This is a genomic window from Polaromonas sp. P1_F8, assembly GCF_056405635.1.
In genome coordinates this window covers 48,260-69,654 of the sequence record NZ_JBFUBS010000001.1, presented here as the reverse complement: position 1 = coordinate 69,654, position 21,395 = coordinate 48,260, and the positions used below count along the sequence as shown (strand labels likewise).

Here is a 21,395-nt window from a genome sequence, read left to right as displayed (position 1 = left end):
GATGCTAGGAGGCGAGTTTTTCGGGAAGCAAGCGGTCGTATTCTTTCTTCACCACGGCATAACACTCACAGGTGCGCTGCTCCAGGCCCGGGCGGTCCAACACTGTGATGCGGCCGCGCGAATAGCGGATCAGCCCGAGGTTTTGCAGCTTGGTCGCGCCTTCGGTCACGCCTTCGCGGCGCACGCCCAGCATGTTGGCGATCAGCTCCTGCGTCATCACCAGCTCATTGCTCTGCAACCGGTCAAGGCTGAGGAGCAGCCAGCGGCACAGCTGCTGGTCGAGCGAATGGTGGCGGTTGCACACCGCGGTTTGTGCCATCTGCGTGATCAGTGCCTGGGTGTAGCGCAGCAGCAGGTGCAGCACCGGCGCGCGCTTGAACTCGTCCTTAATGGCCTGTGCCTTGAGGCGAAAACCCTGGCCGGCGCTTTGCACGACGGCGCGGCTGGGTGTGGACTCCCCGCCCATGAAGAGGGAAATGCCCACGACACCTTCATGGCCGACGACGGCAATCTCGGCCGAAGAGCCGTTTTCCATCACATAAAGCAGCGAGACGATGGCCGTGGTGGGAAAGTACACATGGTCCAGCGTGGTGCCCGACTCATAAAGCACCTGACCCAGCGGCATGTCGACCCATTCCAGTTGCGGCAGCCAGCGCTGCCACTCTGCTTCCGGCAATGCGGCAAGCAGCTCGTTGTCTTTGGGGTTGGAAGAATGGGCCATCGAGACACTCCGGGGCGGATCTGGCTTCGAGTTGGGCCTCTGGCAGAGATCTCGCACCGTCTTCGAAGTATAGGCACTAACGGCCCCCCAGTATGTGCGCTACCGCACAAACGAAAGTTCCCCGGCAAAGTCCACCTCCAGGGCTTTTGTGGGCCTCGGTACTACCGGCTCACTTCTTCAACCGCCTCGGTGGTCTGCAAGGCATGAATGGCGATTTGTGCCGACATGAGCGCCAGTGACGCCAGCGGGTAGGTGCCGCTGATGATGCCCCTGAAGGCGACTTCTGCGGCCACGGCGTCCTGGCCCAGGCCTTCAGTGGCGGCGATGATGCATTCTTCAATGCCGCCCAGCCCGGCGTCCCCGAACAGGTCTTCACCTTCGTAGGTCACGCGGTATTCGTACTGGGTCTTGTCAAAAGAGTCGATGTTAAAACGGACGATCATGGCGGCTCCTCTCGCGCAACTGCGAATGGTTCAAAAAATTTTGCTACAAAATCAATAGCTGCTTGCGCCCGACTCTATTGGGCTACAGGCCAAAATGGCTTAAAACGCCCTGCCCGGCAACACGCCCGCCGGCAAAGCAGGCGGTAAGCAGGTAGCCGCCCGTGGGGGCTTCCCAGTCCAGCATTTCACCGGCGCAAAACACAGGCTGAACCGTACCTTGCAGATTTTGCAGTTGCAGGCGGGTATCCATGGCTTCAAACATCACGCCGCCCGCCGTGCTGATGGCTTCGTCCATCGGCCTGGCCGCGGTGACGCGCACCGGCAGTGCCTTGATGCCGGCAGCCAGGCGCACCGGATCGGCGATGGCGTCCTTGCCCAGCAGTTCGTACAACATCGCGGCCTTGATGCCGTCGAGGTTCAGGCGGCTCTTGAGGTGGCTGGACAGCGAGCGTGAGCCGCGCGGGTGGCGCACTTCCACCAGCACCTGCTCGGGCGTCTTGGCAGGCAGCAGATCAAGCAGGAAAGTGGCGCTGCCGTGTTCGGCAATCTCGTCCCGCAACAAGCTGGAGGCGGCATACACCAGGCTGCCTTCCACACCGGTGGCAGTGGCAATGAACTCGCCCTTGCGGTTGAAGCTGCGGCCGTGTGAATCGGTGAAGCTGATGGCGACGGACTTGAAAGGCTGGCCGGCGAAACGGCTGGCGAAATGCTCTGTCCAGCCGGTGTGCGGCTGTGGACTTTTACCTATGAGCTCCTGCAGGAATTCGCGGCGGGTCTCGCCGGCATCGCCAGCCGCCTCTTCAAGCTGCGCCGGGCTGTCCGCGCGCGCCGCCACGTCGAAGCCGCAGTTGGACGGCAGCAGCGGTGCCACGGCCACGCCGCGCTCAGCCAGTAGTGGCACCCAGGCGCCATCAGAACCCAGCCGCGCCCAGCTGCCGCCGCCCAAAGCCAGCACCACGGCGTCGGCTTGTGCCAGCACCTCGCCGGCGGGCGTTGAAAACTTCAGTGCGCCGTCATCGGCCCAGCCCAGCCAGCGGTGCCGCATGGAAAACTGCACGCCGGCCAGGCGAAGGCGGTGCAGCCAGGCGCGCAGCAGCGGCGCGGCTTTCATGTCTTTGGGGAACACGCGGCCCGAGCTGCCGATAAAGGTTTCCACACCCAGCGCTTCAGCCCAGGCACGCAGCTCGGCCGGGCCGAACGCGGCCAGCAACGGCGTCAGCTGCGCAGCGCGCTCGCCATAGCGGCTCAGAAAAGCCTCCGGTGCTTCGGAATGCGTGAGGTTGAGCCCGCCCTTGCCGGCCAGCAAAAACTTGCGCCCCACCGAAGGCATGGCGTCGTACACCTCGACCTTCACGGCCGCACCGGCAGCGGCCAGCACCTCGGCGGCCATCAGGCCGGCGGGTCCGCCGCCTATGACGGCAATACGCAGGGGGCCGGCAGGCGGCGGTTTCACGGGAGAGGCTGAATCGTTCAAAAGGTGTTCCGTCTGCTCGCGGAGGCGAGGTATGGTGAGATGGGAGAAATCAAGGCCAAACAGCAGCCGCTTTCCTGAAAGGCATCAAAGATAGCGCTTCGCAGGCGAATGTGTTTGCTCTGTTTTTGATAGCTGCTTGCGCCCGACCCTATTGGCCTGCAGGGATAAATCGCTTAAAAACAGGGGCCAGGTACAGGTTAGGCGCCGGCGGGCGGCATGCGCCAATTATCACAGGCCGCACTTGCCGGCCCGCGCGCGGCGCATTACATGGGCGGCGCAAAACCATTGCGGCCGACGATGATACGCAGCGCGGTCGGCTTGCCGGCTTTCTCCTGCGCAGTGATCATCACCTTGGCACCCGGCACCAGCAAGGCGTTTTCATCGGCCTTGCCGGGTTTGAAGGACACCACAGGCACATCCGGCGGAACAATCACGATTTTCTCGCCGTCCTTGTAGCGCAGCGTGAGCTTTTGCCCGCCGGGTACCGACGTTGGCGCCGCGGCCAGGTCGGCCACGGTGGCATTGGTCATGGTGCTGTCGGGCCGCAGGTCCCAGGGGCGATGGCCTTCACCGGCGCCGCGCGCGGCTTCGGGGAACACCAGCACCTCCAGCGCCAGCTGGCTGCCGTCGGGCTGCGGCATGCCGGCGGTGCCGATGTAGCTGCCAGGCTTGATGTCGGCCAGCGACAGCGGGTACACCTCGGACACGTCCATCTCGGCCGGGCGCACCAGCGTGATCACTTCGCCGCTGCGTTCCTTGATGGTGAGGCTGGTCGCATCGACTTTTTCAATCGTCGCGCGCAGGCGCACCGTGGGGTTAGTCGGTGCCGGGGTTTGGGCCCATGCCAGTGGCAGGACGGCCAGGAAGGTTAGCGAGGCGGCAAGTTGCTTGAACATGGTTGTCTCTTTCTTCAGGTCGGCGAATAACATGGGGTAGAGCGCGGGCTGTGTGAGATCAATCCAGCTCGACAACAGTTCCCCGCCCCGTCAGGAAAGCCGCTTTCACCGGCGCGCCGGGGTAAATCAGCTGCACCGCCGCACGGTAGTCCTGCAGCTGCGCCACCAGCGCGGGCTGCAGCTCCGGCGCTACGGCGGATTTGTAGTCGAGCACCCACCAGTGGCCTTCGTGGCCGGCGTCCTTGCGCTGCACCAGGCGGTCCAGCCGCAAGTCTTTCCCGGCGTAGACAAGGCCGACTTCGTTGCCTTGCCAGGCCACGGCTTGCGGGCTCCAGGCCCAGGCGCCCTCACCCGCCAGAATGCGCCCGGCTAGCGCAGCCGCCTCAGTGGCCTGTGCCGGGCTCAGGCGAAACTCGCGCGCCGCGGCCTTCACTTGTTCCGCCGACAGCGCACCGCCCCACTCCAGCAGGCGGTGCATGGCCTTGCCGATGCGGGCCTTGAGCGAATCTTCATCAACGCGCACCGCAGCAGGCTCGGAAATCGTCATGACCTCGGGCAGTTCAGGCAACTCGGGCAGGTAGAACACGCCCGCGTCGGCCGCATCGAGATGGGCGGCTGCAGACTCATCCGCGACCGGCGCAGGCAGCTCGCCCACCAGTGCGTGCAGGCGCTGCCACCAGCTCTCAGTCGTCACGCGGTGCGGCTCGATGGACGAGATCACCAGCGTATGGCGGGCGCGCGTCAGCGCCACATACAGGGCGTTGAGCTCTTCGCGCTTGCGGGCCGCCTGCTCGGCGGCCAGCGTTTCGGCGGCGCAGGCGGGCGGGCGGCTTTCGCTGACCAGGAAGACGAATTTGCGCGGCTCGGTCGCCTCGCCGGGCCAGTCGACCAGCACACCCATGCTGTCGGCATTGCGCTCCACGGTATCAGTGTCCAGCAGCAGAACGGCTTCGGCTTCAAGCCCCTTGGCGCCGTGGATGGTCAGCAGCCGCACCGCTTCGCTGCTGACGGCTGCCGGCGCCTGGGTGCCGCCGGCCTTGAGCGCGCGCACAAAACCATAGGGCGTGGCGTACCGCCCGCCATCGAGCGCCAGCGACACGCCCAGCAGCGCGCGCAGGTTGGCCAGCACCGCGCTGCGCTGTGCCGCCGGGGCGGCAGCACCAAAACGCGCCAGCACGTCGCCGTCGTCATAAATGCCCTGCAGTGCATCGTGTGGCGGAAGGCGGTCCAGCCAGCTCTTCCACTTAAGTAAAACGGCCCCCAGCCCTTTCAGGCCGGGCGCAAGCAGCTCCTCTTTTTGTAGCAGGCCGTACCACGGCTGACGGTGCTCGCGCTGCAGCAGCGCCAGCTGCACCAGGCAATCGTCAGCCAGCCCGAACAGCGGAGAACGCAGTGCGCGGGCCAAAGAAAGGTCGTGCTGCGGCGACACCAGCACGTCGAGCAACGCCACCATGTCCTGCACTTCGCAGCAGTCGATCAGCTCGGTTTTCTCGCCCACCTGCGCGGGAATGTGCAGCGCGCGCAGCTCGTCCTGCAGCGGCAGCAGGCCTGCGCGTTTGCGTGAGAGGACCATCAAGTCTTGGGGGCGCAGTCCGGCCGCGACCTGTTCGGATATCCATGCGGCGGCTTGCCGGGCCTCGCGCGTGCGCAGGGTCTCCTCGGGCAATTCGCGCGGCGTAGTGAGGCTGTCGCGCCAGCCGGCGGCCAGCGGCGAGGCGTCCTCTTCGTCCTTGTTGCGTGCAATGGGCGGAAGCCGGCCCACGGCGCCGGCCAGGCCTGAAGCTGTGGTGTGTTCACGAAAACCGTCATAGCCGTCGGCCTCCCGTGCCACGGCCATGGCCGAGTTGACGGTGTCGATCACGGCCTCAGCGTTGCGCCGCGTATGGTCGCAGCTGAGCAAGTCACCGCCCAGGCCGTGCACCACAAAAGCCTGCGCAGCGCGGAACACCTGCGGCTCGGCGCGGCGGAAGCGGTAGATGCTTTGTTTGGGGTCACCCACCAGGAACACGCTGGGCGCCGTACCCGCACCCGAGTATCCGATGAGCCAGGCATACAGGGCCTGCCACTGCAGCGGGTTGGTGTCCTGGAATTCGTCAATCATCAGGTGGCGGATGCGCGCGTCCAGCCGCTCCTGCACCCAGCCCGACAACACCGGGTCGGCCAGCATCAGCAGCGCAGCGCGTTCAACGTCATTCATGTCGACCCAGCCGCGGTCGCGCTTCAAGGCGGTGAACTGGGCGATCAACACGCGCGTCAGGCGCGCCATGCGCTGCTGGTACAGCCAGGCGTCGTGCTGCTGGCGGGCTGCCACCACGCGCAGCACCAGGTCTTGGGCAATGCGCACCTGTTCGATACCGACGATTTTTTCGCCGAACTTGCGCGGCGTGCCCTTCTCGGTCAGCAGGGCCGCGATAGCCGCCGGGAAGTCGCCGGCCGTCAGCGCCTGCTCCAGTTCCACGCCTTTGGCCGAGAAAGTCGGCGCGCTCGCACGGCCCAGCGCGATGGCGGCGTCCCTCAAGGTTTGCCGGTGAAAACGGTTGGTGCTGAGCAGCTCTTCAGGTTCATCAAGGCCGCCAAATTCGGTGAACTGTGCACTGAATGGTTGTACCGAGGTGTCGATCACGCCTTTTTCGTCGGCCAGCGTGAACTCGGTGCGCTTATCGAGCGCGGCCTGCAAGGCTTTGTCGGCCTGGAAGCGGCCGTACGCCAGCACCACCGCTTCGAAGTCAGCCTTGAGGGATGCGTCAGCCGCGACGGCCGCGTAAAACCGCCGCCACACCAGCGCGCGCGCTGGCGCGTCGTCTTCCAGCAGCTCATAGTTCACCGGCAGTTCCAGGCGCTGCAGCACCGCCACCGGTGCGCTGCGCAGCAGGGCTGCAAACCAGCTGTGGAAGGTGCGGATCTGCACCGAGCGGCCACTGGCCAGGATGGAGCGGTATAAATTTGATAGCTGCTCGCGCACGTTCTGCGCGGCTTTCAGGCCTTTTTGGCTTGAAAAATCGACCCTGACGCCGCGCATTTCGAGTTCACGTTGCAGGGTTTCGTCGTCAGCGTGGGCAAAGGCCTTGAGCCAGTCGTCCAGGCGCTCGCGCATTTCGCCGGCGGCTTTTTTGGTGAAGGTGATGGCCAGGATCTCGTGCGGCAAGACCTGCTGCCCCGGTGCGGCCGTGGCGCCGTCAAGCAAGGCCCGAACGATACGCGACACCAGCATCCAGGTCTTGCCGGCGCCTGCGCAAGCCTCGACAGCCACACTGCGCCGCGGGTCGCAGGCGATGGCGTAGAAGGCATCGGCGGAGAGCGGCTCGCCGTTGCATTCGTAGGCGGCGGCGTGAGCGATCTTCATAGTCCGACTCCCCCGGCGAGCTCAGGTGTCCCATACAAGCAGGGGCCGCGGGACTGGCTTTGCCAGACCGCAGGCGCAGCGGCCCCCTCGGGGGGCAGAGAGTTACACGAAGTGAACGAACGTGGGGGCATCAGTTTGTCCAGAAGTCCTTGCGGCAGAGGCCGCGGGCGGCGCAGTAGTCGCACGCCTTGCCCTCCCCTAACGCCGGCAGCGCCGCGCCGCGCGAAATACGCGCCATGTCGGTCAGGATGCTGTCGATGAGCTCGTCGCGCAGTCCGACGATCTCGGCTTGCTCATAGGTCTTGGTGGGTTCTTTTTCGCCGAGGTTGACGTAGGCCGCCGCCAGCGTGTCGTCGTTCATCAGGGCGGCATAAAACGCCAGTTGCGTGTCTTCCTGGCCGTTCTTGATGCGCTCGGCCGTGGTGGTGCGCGGCTCGGTCTTGTAGTCGATCACCAGGGCGTGTCCGTCGGGCTGACGATCCACGCGGTCCAGCTGGCCGAGCAGCGTGAGCGTGCCGACAGGCACTTCGCGCCAGACTTCCGCTTCGTCGAATACCGCGCCACTGGCTTCGTGGTCGGCCAGCCATTTCAGGTAGCCCTCGCGCACGCCGGGCCAGGCCGCGGCAAAGGGCAAAAACTCGCTGTCACTGAGCGCCAGCTCTTGCGTGGCGCGCTCGGCTGCTATGTTTAGCATAGCTACCCGCGCTGGTAAATCGGGGGTTGGCGCCGCTTTGAGGGCTTCATGAAAATGCCGCAACAGGCTGTGCAGCCAGTTGCCGAAGTCGCGCTTTCCCAGCTCGCTTTCGAGTTCTTCGGGCTCCTGCAGCCGGAGCTGGCGCAGTGCGAAAAAGCGGTAAGGGCAACGCCGCAGATCTTCATAGGCGCTGGCGGAGAGCCGGGTGACAGGCAAGGCCTCTCCGGTTGGAAAGGGGTGCGGCGTAGGCTGGACGGTCACAGCGCGCAGGCTGCGGGGGTCAATGGCCATGCCCTGCTCCGCATCCCGGTCCAGCAGCAACTGCTGCACAAAGCCGCTGGGGATGAGGTGCTCGCCCGATTCACTGGTGCGCCAGAGCACGTCGAGATGCGGCATGTGCAGGGCGTAGTGCCAGGCCTGGCGTTGGGCTGCGGCCAGCACTTCCCGGGGCGGCAGGCCCAGCAATTCGCGCTGGCCGGGCGTCCAGGGGCCGGCAGGTTCTGGTGACACGGGCAAGCGGATTTCATCGCAGCCGGGTAACACCACGGCCTGCATGGGGCGGCCCAGCAGCTGCGGCAGCGGCAAGATGACCACCTGTTCTGCCGGCGGATGCACCGGGGAGAACTTGCCGCCCTCCAGCGCCTGGTTGGCCCACTGCGTGAAGTCATGCAGCCGCATCACCGGCGATGCTTCGAATTCGGTCTCGGCCCCTTCATGCAGGCGCAATACATCCAGCACCGTTTGCCCGGCTTCGTCCTGCGCCAGTGCGTCCCACTGCCCGGCCGATTGCAAAAGGGTACGCAGGTCGCGCAGCCACATCGCCAGCGGGCGGGCACGGGCGAAAGGGCTGCGCAATGCGTTCACTTCGCGCGCCAGCGGGCCTGTAGCGGCAAACGCGGGCGGCAAGATGTCTTCTTCCGCAAAGTCCGGCAGGTCGCGCCAGGCGCGCACGCCGGTCTTGCGCAACTCGGTTTCGGCGGCGGTGACCAGCGCGGCGTCAAACGCCGGTGCGTTTTTCAACCAGTCCAGCACGGCATCCGTCGACGCATCCCAGGGCATGGCGCGCAGCAGGCTCATCAGGGCGGCGGCGGCGCGTGTGGTCGAAAGCTTCCAGCCGGTTTCATCGCGCATGGCGATGCCGCGCTCGGCGAGCATGGCGCCGACACGGCGTGTGAGTTGCCGGTCCTGCGCAATCAGCGCGACCGGGCTGCGGCCTTGCGCCAGGTGTGCCAGCACGCAGGCGGCGGCACGGCCGGCTTCGTCTTCGGCGTCTTGCGCAATGTGCAGCGCGGGTGGTGCCGAGGGCTCTTCGAGCGAGATGCACAGCGGGATGGAAACCGACCGGTCGCCGAAGTGCGCCTTGAGGGCTTCGGTAAGCGGGTCGGCCTGAAAGCCTTCCAGCACGGCGAACAGCTGAGGTTTCGCCTGGAAAAGCCGGTCAGTCGGATAGGCGGACGCCGCCGCCCAGGCCAGCGCGATGCGCCCCACGGCAGCTTCGAGGGCCAGCACCGGCGAATCCAGGCCTGCGCCCAGCGTTAGCGCCAGCCGTTCGCTCCAGGCGCGGCGTCCGGCCGGCACTACGGCAGCGGCCACACCGGCCAGACTCCAGGCCGCCTCGACCAGCCGGCCGGCCAGCGCATCCTGCTGGGCGCCCAGGCCGGCGCGGCCCAGCAGCGATGCCGCTGTGAGCATGTCGACCGCCACATCCATGCGCAAATCGTCGCCTGAAGGCACATGGAGGCCCAACGTGCCGCCCAGGCCGCTGGCCCAGTTCATGGTGGTTTCAAAGCGGGGAACAAAAAACGTTTCGCCCGCCTGCGCAGCCCAGGCACGGCGCGCCTGCTGGATCAGCTGGGCATAGGGCAGCAGCACCACGGCTTCTGCGGGATGGACGCCGCGCGACTGCATTGCTTCTGCAAGCCGGCCCATGGCCTGATGCCAGCACAGCGCATCAGGCGCGGACCATGCGGCATCAGAGGTTGGAGCAGATGGCATACAGAGGTTGGGGAAAAGAGGTTGGCAAGAAAGAAATGAGGCCGGAAGCCGCAAATTGAATAATCTCTATCGGGGCCATAGCCCCCGCGCGCCCGACCCGGCCACTTGCTTTCTGCCACAATGACTACAACTTTAGCCGTACCGTATCGTAACCATCCTAAACAGACAAAGGAGCCGCCATGGCGAGCGAACTGATCAAACATACCACCGATGCCACCTTCGAAGCCGACGTGCTGCAAGCCTCCAAACCCGTACTGGTGGACTACTGGGCTGAATGGTGCGGTCCGTGCAAGATGATCGCGCCGATTCTGGACGAAGTGGCCACGGGTTACGACGGCCGCCTGCAGATCGCCAAGATGAACGTGGACGAAAACCGCGACATCCCCGCCAAATTCGGCATCCGCGGCATTCCCACCCTGATGCTGTTCAAGGACGGCCAGCTGGCCGCCACCAAGGTCGGCGCCATGAGCAAGGCCCAGTTGACCGCCTTCATCGACCAGCAACTGGCCTGAGGTTTTTCGCGCTGGAAGGGAAGCACGGCGCACCGCCGCTTCCCGACCGGCGCAGGTCCCCCGGCCGCTGGCCGGACGCAGGGAAAATGCCTTGATTTCCTGCCTGAATTTCCTGTCATAATGTGCTTTATTCACCAGACGGCACTCGCTGCCTGGTTCGAGTTCCCGGTTTGTAAGCCATCTTCTGCGGCTTCTTTTCAAACCTCCCCCATTTCCATCAATGAACTCCGCAAGGAGTAACTCCATGCACTTAAACGAACTCAAGGCACTGCACGTGTCTGAAGTCCTCAAGCAGGCCGAAGCCCTTGAGATCGAAAACGTTGGCCGTATGCGCAAGCAGGAGCTGATGTTCGCCATCATCAAAAAACGTGCAAAAACCGGCGAGACCATCGTGGCCGACGGCGTGCTGGAAGTGCTGCCCGACGGTTTCGGTTTCCTCCGTGCTCCGGATTCAAGCTACACGGCCAGCACCGACGACATCTACATCAGCCCCAGCCAGATTCGCCGCTTCAACCTGCACACCGGCGACATGATTGAAGGTGAAGTGCGCACCCCCAAGGATGGGGAGCGCTACTTTGCACTGAACAAGCTCGACAAGGTCAACGACGGCCTGCCCGAAGACAACAAGCACAAGGTCATGTTCGAGAACTTGACCCCGCTGTTCCCACGCGAGCAGTTCAAGCTCGAACGCGACATCAAGGGCGAAGAGAACCTGACCAGCCGTATCATCGACATCGTCGCGCCCATCGGCAAGGGCCAGCGGGCCCTGCTGGTCGCGCCGCCCAAGTCCGGCAAGACCGTGATGATGCAGAACATCGCCCACGCCATCACCGCCAACTACCCTGAAGTGGTCATGATGGTGCTGCTGGTGGACGAGCGCCCTGAAGAAGTGACCGAAATGCAGCGCAGCGTGCGCGGCGAAGTCATCTCCTCCACTTTTGACGAACCCGCCGCGCGCCACGTGCATGTGGCCGAAATGGTGATTGAGCGCGCCAAGCGCCTGGTCGAACTCGGCAAGGACGTGGTCATTTTGCTGGACTCCATCACCCGCCTGGCCCGCGCCTACAACAACGTGCTGCCCTCCTCCGGCAAGGTGTTGACCGGCGGCGTGGACGCCAATGCGCTGCAGCGTCCCAAGCGCTTCTTCGGTGCGGCCCGCAATATTGAAGAAGGCGGCAGCCTGACCATCATCGGCACCGCGCTGGTCGACACCGGCAGCCGCATGGACGAAGTGATCTTTGAAGAATTCAAGGGCACCGGCAACTGCGAAATCCACCTGGACCGCCGCCTGTACGAAAAACGCGTGTTCCCGGCAATTCACCTCAACCGCAGCGGCACCCGCAAGGAAGAGCTGTTACTTGCACCCGAAATCCTCCAAAAGTCGCGGATTTTGCGTCAATTCATGTACAACATGGATGAAATCGAATCCATGGAGCTCATGCTCAAGAACATGAAAGCCACGAAGAACAACCACGAATTCTTCGACATGATGCGGCGTGGCGGTTAGAACATGGCCCCCACGGTCGCTCACTTCGTGTAGCTCCCTGCCCCCCGAGGGGGCCGCCCGCCTGCGGTCTGGCGAAGCCAGTCCCGCGGCTCATGCTGGGTTAAATCCGGGCTCTTCAAGGGCTCCGGGCGAGCCCTAGCCACAAAATCGCCCCTTTTCACGTCTAAAACTGCTGTAAGTGGTTGATTTCATGCCATAATCTATGGCTTAGCGGAAAGTGCCCAGGACTGGCTTGGTGTGGCTCCCGCAACGAATAAGGAAAGATCATGAAAGAAGGCATTCACCCCAATTACCGCGAAGTTTGTTTCCTGGACCTGTCCAACAACTTCAAGTTCGTCACCCGCTCCTGCGTGAACACCAAAGAAATGGTGAAGATGGACGACGGTCGCGAACTGCCCCTGTACAAGCTCGATACGTCCAGCGAATCGCACCCTTTCTACACCGGCACGCAAAAATCCGTGGACAACATGGGTGGCCGCGTCGAGAAATTCCGCAACCGTTTCGGCAAGACCGCAGCCAAAGAGGCCGCGCCCGAAGCTGCGAAGTAAGCTGCCGGATAAGCTGCGAAAAACTTTCGCCAGCCTGCAAAAAAGCAGCCTGAATTTCAGGCTGCTTTTTTTTCGGCAAAATTTGCCAGGTCCCGCGATGTGCCTCAGCCTGGTTTGACGCAGAATCACCCGTAGCCAAGACTGAACGACCTGACAGCAGCCGCGCTCCCTTTCGATCTCCCAGATCTATCCGACCCATACGTTTTGAATAAACCGTCTCCTGCCATCATTGCCCAGTCCGCTGTGCGCCGCCTGCCGCGACTCGCACTGTTGCTGTTTTGCGCAGCCTATGCGCTGCCAGGTTTTCTCGGGCGTGGCCCCTGGAAAAACGAAGACATTGCTGCGTTTGGCGTAATGCGTGAACTCGCCTCCATGGCGGGCAACTGGCTGCGTCCACAACTGCTGGGCCAGGTCACGGAATTCGACGCCCTGGTGCCATATTGGTTAGGCGCATTCGCCATCAAGGTCTTCCCCTTTCTGGATCCGGCATGGGCTGTACGCATTCCATTTGTAGGATTGCTGGTTTTGACGATGCTGGCCACGTGGTACGCCGTCTACTACCTGGCGCGCAGTCCTCAAGCGCAGCCAGTCGCCTTTGCTTTCGGCGGCGAAGCCGGCCCGGTCGACTATGCCCGGGCCATTGCCGATACCGCTCTGCTGGCGCTGATTGCCAGTCTTGGCCTGGCACAGCTCTCCCATGAAACCACACCGGCCCTGGCGCAGCTCGGCTTCACGGCCCTGGCCTTTTACGCCATGGCCGCAAGCCCCTACCGCCCGGCCACCAAGATCCTGGGGCCGGCATTCGGCCTGCTGGTCGGGCTTGCAGGACTCGCCCTGAGCGGCGCGCCCACACTGGCACTTCTGATTGGCATGGGCGGGGCACTGGTGGAATGGACCCACATGCGCTGGGGCACCGGCCAGTCCGATCCTGCGGCCAGGCAACAGTCATGGCACTGGGTGCTGCTGATCACCGGCATCACGCTTCTGGTAGCGCTGCTGGCCCATGGGTTGGACCTGTGGCGCTGGAGAATTCACCTGCCAGGCGCAGACGGTCAATCCGCCCTGAAAGACTGGCGCAGCCTGGGTCGCCTGCTGCTGTGGTTTACCTGGCCGGCCTGGCCTCTCGCCATGTGGACGCTTTACCGCTGGCGCAGGCAACTGGCCAGCCGCCACGTTGCCCTGCCGCTGTGGTTTGCCGCGATGGCCGTGGCGGCTACGTTGACGACCACAGCCTCCGACCGCAGCCTGCTGCTAAGCCTGCCGCCGCTGGCAGCGCTGGCTGCCTTCGCGCTGCCCACACTCAAACGCAGCGTGGCCTCGTTGATTGACTGGTTCACACTGCTGTTTTTCACCGGCTGCGGCATCATCATCTGGGTGGTCTGGATCGCCATGCAAACCGGCGTTCCACGCCAGCCCGCAGCCAACGTTGCCAAACTGGCACCGGGGTTTGAACCCAGCTTCTCGTGGCTGGCATTCCTGGCCGCACTGCTGGCAACCCTGGCCTGGGCCTGGCTCGTCAAATGGCGCGCCGGCGCGCAGCGCGCAGCCATCTGGAAATCGCTGGTATTGCCTGCCGGCGGCGCCACCCTGTGCTGGCTGCTGCTGATGACGCTCTGGCTGCCCCTGCTCGACTACGCCCGCAGCCTTGCGCCCTTGTCGCGCCAGATTGCGAATCTCGTCGACAAAAACGCCTGCGTTGAGATTTACGGCGTCGGCAGTGCGCAAGCCGCCGCGCTGCAGTACCACGGCGGGCTCGAGCTCCGGCAAGCCGGCACGCAGGCAAGCTGCCCCTATCTGATTGTGGATGTCGAGGCGCAGCCAACGCTCAGCCGCGTCGTCAATTTGCCCGATTGGGCCTTCCAGGCGACAGTGCGCCGCCCCACGGACAAGACTGAAAACGTCCTTTTGTTCAAGCGAGTGAGCCTTTCCCGCACGAATTCAAGAACCAGCCCTTGAGCGAACTCAAGATCATCAGCCAGCACGCGGGCACCGTGCTCGTCGGGCAACTGGCCGTCATGGCCTTCGGCGTGGCCGACACGGTGATTGCAGGCCGCTACAGCGACGAGGCCCTGGCCGCGCTGTCGGTAGGGTCGGCGCTTTACATCAGTGTTTACGTTGGCCTGATCGGCATTGTCCAGGCGCTGCTGCCCATCTGGGCCGAAATGATGGGCGCGCGCCGCCATGAGGCGGTAGGTGCTTCGCTGCGCCAAAGCATGTACCTGTGCGGTTTTATCGTGGTGGTGGGCATGGCCGCGATGCTCTTCCCCGGGCCCCTGCTGCGCTGGGCACAAGTGCCTGAACTGATGCGTGACGAGGTACAGCATTACCTGGCGGTGTTGGCCTTTGCGTTCGCACCATCCCTGCTGTTTCGCATCTACAGCACCTTCAACCAGGCACTGGGCAAGCCGCTGTTGGTCACCTGGCTGCAGGTCGGCGCCCTGCTGGTCAAGATCCCCCTGTCTATCTGGCTGGTGGCCGGCGGTGCCGGCGTAGAACCCATGGGCGCTGTCGGCTGCGCATGGGCCACGCTGATTGTGAACTACCTGCTGCTGGCGCTGGCCATCGTGATGCTGCGCACACAGAGGCTGTACCAGCCCTATCGCATCTGGCAACGCATGGAACGGCCGGACTGGCTGCAAATAGGTCACTTCGCCAGGCTCGGCATTCCCGGCGGCCTGGCTTATCTGGTGGAAGTGACGTCATTCACGCTGATGGCTCTCTTCATCGCCCGCCTCGGCACCGTGGCCTCCGCAAGCCACCAGATTGCATCCAGCGTGGCTGCGGTTCTCTACATGATGCCGCTGTCCATGGCCATCGCGTGCAGTGCACGTGTCTCGTTCTGGATAGGCGCGGGACGCCCGGATTACGCCAAACGCGTGGTGCTGCTGGGGCTGAAGCTCACAGGGCTCGCGGCGCTGACACTCGCGGCCGTGGTTTCAATGGCCGGCCCCGTGCTGGCAGGCTGGTACTCCGGCAACCCGGAAATTGTCGCGCTGGCCTCCGCTTTGCTGGTGTGGGTTGCGTTCTATCACGTCGCTGATGCAACACAGGCCCTGACGGCCTTTTTGCTTCGCTGCTACCGCATCACCATTGCGCCGCTGGCCCTTTATGGCGTGCTGCTCTGGGGCCTTGGGCTTCTGGGTGGTTACCGTCTGGCTTACGACGGCATTGCAGGCCGGGCCGCGACGCAGTCCGCCAGCAGTTTCTGGGCGGCCAGCACGCTCGCCATCGGCCTCGTTGCGGCATGCTTTCTGGCCCTGTTGTGGCATGCGGTCAGGCGCAGCCTGAAGGTGACTCAAACGGTTTGAGTCCGGCGAACCCGCACGACGGGAAAGATGATGGAAAAGCAGGAGCCGTGCCCCGGTTCACTTTGAATATTGAGTTCAGCACCGTGACGCTGGGCCACATGTTTGACGATAGCAAGGCCGAGGCCGGTGCCCCCGGTTTCACGTGATCGGCTGCGGTCAATACGGTAAAACCGTTCCGTCAGGCGGGGCAGGTGCTCGGGCGCGATACCCGGCCCGCTGTCCTTGACCTTGAACTCACCACGCCCGTCCGCCAGCAGCGTCCAGCTGACGCGGACCAGACCTCCCTCGGGCGTGTAGCGCACCGCATTGGTCACCAGATTGGACATCGCGCTATAAAGCTCGGTCTGAACCCCGGCAATTTCGGTGCCTGGTCCCTGGTCAAATTCCAGCTGGTGGCCCTGCGGCGCAATCACCAACGACAAGGCCCTTGCCTCCTGCTCTGATTGGGCCATCAGCGCACTGACGGTCATCCAGTCATTGGCACCCGGAAACGGGCTGCCTTCCAGCCGCGACAGGGTCAGCAGGTCATTCACCAGCGTTTGCATGCGCTGCGATTGCTGCGACATCAGCGCAAGGTAGCGGGCCCGCTCCGGCTCCTTGAGCGGCAGCGTCTGCAGGGTTTCGATAAAACCCGACAAGACCGTCAGCGGCGTGCGGATCTCATGCGACACATTGGCCACGAAATCGCGACGCATGGCTTCTGCCAGCTCCACGGCCGTGATGTCCCGCGACAGCAGCAACTTGCGGTTTTTGCCATAGGAATGTACATGCACCGACAGCTTCACCGGACGGGCCGGCGTGCTGAAGTTGCCGGGGATCACCACGTCGTGCGAGAAATCACCCGCTGCCATATAAGCCTTGAAGGCCGGGTCACGCACCAGGTTGGCGATGTGCTGCAGCACGTCGCGCTGGGCGTCAAAGCCGAAGTGCTGGCTGGCCATCTGGTTGCACCACTCGATACGGCCTTGCGCGTCGAGCAGCACCACGCCGCTCGGCGAGGCTTGCATGGCCGCCAGGAATTCATCGAGGCGCGCCTGGCTTTCCTGCAACTGTTGATCGCGATTCTTGAGCAGCCGGCGGGTCCGGTCCACGACCTCGCCCCATACACCGGGAAGGCGGGGGGCGCTGCCTGCCATCACGGCTGGCGCGTCGTTGTTCTGTTCGGTACGCAGCCAGCGCAGCAGGCGGCCGATATAAACGCTGTCGATCACCAACCAGAGCATCGCTCCCACTGCCAGCCCTATGCCCAATCCGAAGGTCAAGCCGTTTGCGGTGCGCGCCCAAAAGCCCAAACCGCCGCCGGCAAGCATGCAGGCAGCGAAAATAATCCACCGATTGATCATGCGCTGGATTGTGCAGCAGCGACCGGGTTGTTGGCGGCCATCGCCGTCAGCCGGTAACCTGCGCCGCGCACGGTTTCCACCATGGTGCCCGCCGCGCCCAAGGCCTCGCGCAGGCGCTTGACGTGGACGTCAACGGTGCGCTCTTCAATGAACACATGGTCGCCCCACACCTTGTCGAGCAGGGAGCTGCGGCTGTGCACGCGTTCGGCGTGTTTCATCAGGTAATGCAGCAGCTTGAACTCGGTCGGGCCCAGCTTGAGCTCCTGGCCCAGGTAGGAAATGCGATGCGTGGCGGCGTCCAGGACCAGCCCGCCCACGGTCACGCTGTCGTTCACCGACTCGGGCGCGCGGCGGCGCAACACGGCGCGTATGCGCGCCAGAAGTTCCTGGGTGGAAAACGGCTTGGTGATGTAGTCGTCGGCGCCGGCATCCAGCCCGGCCACCTTGTCGGGTTCGTCACCGCGTGCCGTCAACATGAGTATGGGAATGCTCTTGGTACGCGCCTGCTTGCGCCAGTGGCGCGCCAGCGCCAGGCCGCTTTGCCCCGGCAGCATCCAGTCGAGCAGGATGGCATCGGGCAACACAGCGTCGAGTTCGCGCTGGGCCGACACACTGTCTTCCGCCACCACGGGGTCAAAGCCGCCATGCCGCAGGTTGACCGCAATCAACTCGGCAATGGCCGGCTCGTCTTCAACAATCAGTATGCGTGGCAGGTGTTTCATGATGAATATTCGTTCAAAGGCAAAGACACCGAAGCGCCCATGCGGAAAATCCCCCCGACAGTTGCAAGCTCTTCATACCAGCAGGGGCCGCGGGACTGGCTTCGCCAGACCGCAGGCGCAGCGGCCCCCTCGGGGGGCAGGAGGCTACACGAAGTGAGCGACCGTGGGGGCTCATTTCACGGCGGATTCAATCTGTTCCATCGGCGTGTGCCGCACGTCGGCGCCCTTGACGATGTAAATGATGAATTCTGCGATGTTCTTGGCATGGTCGCCCACGCGCTCGATGGCCTTGGCCACAAACAGCAGGTCCAGGCTAGGCGAAATCGTGCGCGGGTCTTCCATCATGTAAGTGATGAGCTTGCGCACAAAACCGTCGAATTCCTGGTCGATCTGGTCGTCTTCCTTGAGGATGGAGACCGCAACCGCGGTGTCCAGCCGGGCAAACGCGTCCAGAGCCTTGCGCAGCAGGCCGGAGGCGAGTTCCGCCGCGATGCGCAGGTCGGACGAAGGCAGGGCACGGGCCGATCCGCTTTCGATGATGGACTTGACCATGCGGGCAATCTTTTCGGCTTCGTCGCCGGCACGCTCGAGGTTGGCCGTGGTCTTGGAAATGGCGATCAGCAGACGCAGGTCGCGAGCCGTAGGCTGGCGCCGCGCAATGATGGACGACAGCTCGCGGTCGATGTCGATTTCCATCGCGTTGACGCGCGATTCGGTCTCGATCACCTGGTTGGCGCTTTCGGCGCTGAACTGGGACAGCGCATAGATGGCCAGGCGAATCTGCGACTCGACGAGGCCGCCCAACTCCATCACGCGCGAAGAGACGCCGTTGAGTTCGCTGTCAAACTGGGTCGATAAGTGTTTATCAGGCATGTTTTTCCCTTTGAATTTATTCGCCGTCGCGATCAGGGCCGCAACGCATGAGCCACTCAGTGCCAGGCCAGCAGGCGTCGCTGAACCGGCTTTGCCGGGCAGCAGGCGCCGTCCCCCTGAGGGGGATTCCGGCTACACGCAGTGAGCCGAGACAGGGGGCAACTTGGTTCATCCGAAACGGCCGGTGATGTAGTCTTCGGTTTCTTTACGTTTTGGCTTGAAGAACAAGTCTTCGGTGGCGCCAAACTCAACCAGGTCGCCCAGGTACATATAGGCGGTGTAGTCACTGCAGCGGGCCGCCTGCTGCATGTTGTGCGTCACGATGACTACCGTGTATTCGTTCTTGAGCTCGGCAATCAGCTCTTCCACCTTGGCGGTGGAAATAGGATCCAGCGCGGAACAGGGCTCGTCCAGCAGCAGCACTTCAGGCTTGATGGCGATGCCGCGGGCAATGCACAGGCGTTGCTGCTGGCCGCCCGAGAGGCTGGAACCGCTCTGGTTCAACTTGTCCTTGACTTCCGTCCAGAGCGCAGCCTTGCGCAGGGCCCATTCAACGCGTTCATCCATGTCCGAGGCATTCAGGCTTTCAAACAGCTTCACACCGAAAGCGATGTTGTCATAGATCGACATCGGGAAAGGCGTGGGCTTCTGAAACACCATGCCGACCTTGGAGCGAATAAGAGCCACGTCTTTTTTGGACGTCAGCAGGTTCTCGCCGTCGAACATGATTTCACCTTCGGCGCGCTGCTCGGGATAGAGCTCATACATGCGGTTGAAGATGCGCAGCAGCGTGGACTTGCCGCAGCCCGAGGGGCCGATGAAGGCCGTGACCTTCTTCTCGGGAATTTCCAGGTTGATGCTTTTGAGGGCGTGGAACTTGCCGTAGTAGAAATCGAGGTTCTTGACCGAAATTTTCGATTGTTCGCGTGATGCAGTAGGGGTGTCCATCTGTGACCTTGTTGTGTTGTGTGGTCTAAAGGCTGAAAGTGGTGTCGGCCGCTCAGTAAACACCGCAGGACCGGCTTTGCCGGACTGCTGGTGTTGCCCCCTTGAGGGGGGAGGCGACTACACGAAGTGAGTTCGCAACAGGGGTGTTCATGATTTTGCGCGTGTCAGCACGCGCGCCAGGATGTTCAGGCCAAGCACAGCCATCGTGATCAGGAACACGCCTGCCCATGCCAGCTGCTGCCAGTTCTCATAAGGGCTCAGCGCAAACTTGAAGATCGTCACGGGCAGGCTCGCCATGGGCTGGCTCAGGTCGGACGTCCAGAACTGGTTGTTCAGCGCGGTGAAGAGCAACGGCGCTGTTTCACCGGCAATCCGCGCCACGGCCAGCAGAATGCCGGTCGTCACGCCGGCGCGTGCAGCGCGCAGCGTGATGCTGGTGATCACCTTCCACTTGGGCGCACCCAGGGCGTAAGCCGCTTCGCGCAGGCCCGGCGGCACCAGTTGCAGCATGTTTTCCGTCGTGCGAATCACCACGGGAATGACGATCAGCGCCAACGCCAGGACACCGGCCCAGCCCGAATAGGACTTGAACTGCGACACGACGACCGTGTAGACGAACAAACCGATCACGATGGACGGCGCGGACAGCAGGATGTCGTTGACAAAGCGCGTCACGGACGCCAGCATGCCCTTGGTGTTGTACTCGGCCAGGTAGATGCCCGCCATGATGCCGATCGGCGTGCCCACAAAGGTGGCCAGCAGCACCATGAGGAAGGAGCCGTAAATCGCGTTGGCGATACCGCCCTCTTCATTGGGTGCCGGCGTCATCTGCGTCAGCGTGGCCAGCGAAAGCCCGCCCACGCCCAGGCGTATGGTTTCCCACAAAATCCATGCCAACCAGAACAGGCCGAAGGACATGGCCGCCAGGGAGAGGACCAACGCGATCCGGTTGACCCGCTTGCGGCTGGCGAACTTGGCCAGGCGCGCGTCGTGTGCCGCGGTACTCATGTTTTCACCCCTTCACTCTTTCGCAGTTGGGCCAGCAGCAGCTTGGACAGCGACAGCACGACAAACGTGATGAAGAACAGCACCAGGCCCAGGTAGATCAGCGCCGCCTGGTGCAGACCCTCACCGGCTTCAGCGAACTCGTTGGCCAGTGCCGACGTGATGCTGTTGGCTGCCTGAAAGAGGCTCAGCGAATCGAGCTGGTTGAAATTGCCGATGACGAAGGTCACCGCCATGGTTTCGCCCAGTGCACGGCCCAGGCCCAGCATGATGCCGCCCACCACACCGGCCTTGGTGTAAGGCAACACGACTTTGGAGACAACTTCCCAGGTGGTGGAGCCCAGCCCATAGGCGGACTCCTTGAGCAGCACCGGCGTGACCTCGAACACGTCCCGCATCACCGAGGCGATGAAAGGAATGATCATGATCGCCAGGATGATGCCGGCCGACAAAATACCGATGCCCACAGGAGGGCCAGACACCAGTGCGCCCAGGTAAGGCACGCCGCTCAGCAGGCTTTGCAGCGGCTGCTGCACGTAGGTGGCCAGGATGGGGCCGAACACCAGCAGGCCCCACATGCCGTAGACGATGGACGGCACGGCGGCGAGCAGCTCGATGGCGGTGCCCAGCGGCCTTTTGAGCCATGCGGGCGACAACTCGGTCAGGAACAGCGCAATGCCGAAGCTCACCGGCACCGCGATGAGCAGTGCGATCAGTGATGTGGCAATGGTGCCGTAAATCATGACCAGCCCACCGTACTCGCCCTTGACAGGGTCCCAGACGCTGCTGGTCAGGAAGCCGAGGCCGTATTTGCTGATCGCTGGCCACGCCCCGATGACGAGGGAAACCAGGATACCGGCCAGCAGGGCCAGTGTCAGCCAGGCCGCGCCCTGCGCAGCCCAGCCGAAAAGCCGGTCTGCCAGGGGGCTTCTGCGCACAGTGCTGCCAGGAGGAGGATTGGTCATAGCGCGTCCGGTCGCTTTTGCCGGGTGGTCAAAAGTGGCCCGGCTAGCCGGAAGTGTAGAGGACACGTGAGAAACCCCTATGGTGTGTAACGACTGGG

Annotated in this window: 17 protein-coding genes; 5 read left to right on the top strand and 12 right to left on the bottom strand. The window is 63.5% G+C overall.

Annotation, left to right across the window (positions count from 1 at the left end):
* Window positions 1-4: 4 nt before the first annotated feature.
* The 6 genes from AC1D1J_RS00355 to AC1D1J_RS00330 all read right to left on the bottom strand — a co-directional run bounded on the left by AC1D1J_RS00355 (window position 5) and on the right by AC1D1J_RS00330 (window position 9,566).
* Window positions 5-721 carry a Crp/Fnr family transcriptional regulator gene (locus AC1D1J_RS00355; protein ID WP_477670878.1) on the bottom strand — a complete coding sequence of 239 codons (717 nt, stop codon included), beginning with the start codon at window positions 719-721 and terminating at the stop codon, window positions 5-7.
* 161 nt (window positions 722-882) lie between these two features.
* Window positions 883-1,164, bottom strand: a complete 282-nt coding sequence (locus AC1D1J_RS00350; RefSeq protein WP_477670879.1) for a hypothetical protein — start codon at window positions 1,162-1,164, stop codon at window positions 883-885.
* A gap of 82 nt (window positions 1,165-1,246) precedes the next feature.
* A complete protein-coding gene (locus tag AC1D1J_RS00345; protein WP_477693567.1) occupies window positions 1,247-2,638 on the bottom strand; it encodes a TIGR03862 family flavoprotein in 1,392 nt (463 codons plus the stop codon).
* 263 nt (window positions 2,639-2,901) lie between these two features.
* Window positions 2,902-3,534 (bottom strand): hypothetical protein, encoded by a 633-nt coding sequence (locus AC1D1J_RS00340; RefSeq protein ID WP_477693566.1) that lies wholly within the window; start codon window positions 3,532-3,534, stop codon window positions 2,902-2,904.
* Between the two features lie 58 nt (window positions 3,535-3,592).
* Window positions 3,593-6,877 carry a UvrD-helicase domain-containing protein gene (locus AC1D1J_RS00335; RefSeq protein ID WP_477693565.1) on the bottom strand — a complete coding sequence of 1,095 codons (3,285 nt, stop codon included), beginning with the start codon at window positions 6,875-6,877 and terminating at the stop codon, window positions 3,593-3,595.
* Window positions 6,878-7,007: 130 nt separating this feature from the next.
* Entirely contained in the window at window positions 7,008-9,566 is a 2,559-nt protein-coding gene (locus tag AC1D1J_RS00330; protein ID WP_477693564.1) for a PD-(D/E)XK nuclease family protein, read from the bottom strand.
* Window positions 9,567-9,745: 179 nt separating this feature from the next.
* On the opposite strand from AC1D1J_RS00330, the gene trxA reads away from it, so the two are divergent.
* The 5 genes from trxA to AC1D1J_RS00305 all read left to right on the top strand — a co-directional run bounded on the left by trxA (window position 9,746) and on the right by AC1D1J_RS00305 (window position 15,441).
* Window positions 9,746-10,078, top strand: coding sequence for a thioredoxin TrxA (gene trxA, locus AC1D1J_RS00325; RefSeq protein WP_077594529.1), 333 nt, complete (start codon window positions 9,746-9,748; stop codon window positions 10,076-10,078).
* A 244-nt stretch (window positions 10,079-10,322) separates the two neighbouring features.
* Window positions 10,323-11,585, top strand: a complete 1,263-nt coding sequence (gene rho / locus AC1D1J_RS00320; protein ID WP_348050341.1) for a transcription termination factor Rho — start codon at window positions 10,323-10,325, stop codon at window positions 11,583-11,585.
* Between the two features lie 266 nt (window positions 11,586-11,851).
* On the top strand, window positions 11,852-12,133 hold the full coding sequence (locus tag AC1D1J_RS00315; protein ID WP_457278651.1) for a type B 50S ribosomal protein L31: 282 nt from the start codon (window positions 11,852-11,854) through the stop codon (window positions 12,131-12,133).
* 204 nt (window positions 12,134-12,337) lie between these two features.
* Window positions 12,338-14,089, top strand: coding sequence for an ArnT family glycosyltransferase (locus AC1D1J_RS00310; protein WP_477693563.1), 1,752 nt, complete (start codon window positions 12,338-12,340; stop codon window positions 14,087-14,089).
* Window positions 14,086-15,441, top strand: a complete 1,356-nt coding sequence (locus AC1D1J_RS00305; protein ID WP_477686530.1) for an MATE family efflux transporter — start codon at window positions 14,086-14,088, stop codon at window positions 15,439-15,441. The genes AC1D1J_RS00310 and AC1D1J_RS00305 overlap by 4 nt, the downstream gene beginning before the upstream one ends.
* Here the strand turns inward: AC1D1J_RS00305 and phoR are convergent.
* The 6 genes from phoR to pstC all read right to left on the bottom strand — a co-directional run bounded on the left by phoR (window position 15,429) and on the right by pstC (window position 21,297).
* On the bottom strand, window positions 15,429-16,784 hold the full coding sequence (gene phoR / locus AC1D1J_RS00300; RefSeq protein ID WP_477693562.1) for a phosphate regulon sensor histidine kinase PhoR: 1,356 nt from the start codon (window positions 16,782-16,784) through the stop codon (window positions 15,429-15,431). The genes AC1D1J_RS00305 and phoR overlap by 13 nt on opposite strands.
* Window positions 16,781-17,506, bottom strand: coding sequence for a phosphate regulon transcriptional regulator PhoB (gene phoB, locus AC1D1J_RS00295; protein WP_431096707.1), 726 nt, complete (start codon window positions 17,504-17,506; stop codon window positions 16,781-16,783). The genes phoR and phoB overlap by 4 nt, the downstream gene beginning before the upstream one ends.
* 171 nt (window positions 17,507-17,677) lie before the next feature.
* A complete protein-coding gene (gene phoU / locus AC1D1J_RS00290) occupies window positions 17,678-18,379 on the bottom strand; it encodes a phosphate signaling complex protein PhoU (RefSeq protein ID WP_411879881.1) in 702 nt (233 codons plus the stop codon).
* Between the two features lie 168 nt (window positions 18,380-18,547).
* On the bottom strand, window positions 18,548-19,327 hold the full coding sequence (gene pstB / locus AC1D1J_RS00285) for a phosphate ABC transporter ATP-binding protein PstB (RefSeq protein ID WP_457278655.1): 780 nt from the start codon (window positions 19,325-19,327) through the stop codon (window positions 18,548-18,550).
* Between the two features lie 147 nt (window positions 19,328-19,474).
* Window positions 19,475-20,335 carry a phosphate ABC transporter permease PstA gene (gene pstA / locus AC1D1J_RS00280; protein WP_477693561.1) on the bottom strand — a complete coding sequence of 287 codons (861 nt, stop codon included), beginning with the start codon at window positions 20,333-20,335 and terminating at the stop codon, window positions 19,475-19,477.
* Window positions 20,332-21,297, bottom strand: a complete 966-nt coding sequence (pstC, locus tag AC1D1J_RS00275) for a phosphate ABC transporter permease subunit PstC (RefSeq protein WP_477693560.1) — start codon at window positions 21,295-21,297, stop codon at window positions 20,332-20,334. Before pstC ends, pstA begins: the two co-directional genes overlap by 4 nt.
* Between the last annotated feature and the right edge of the window lie 98 nt (window positions 21,298-21,395).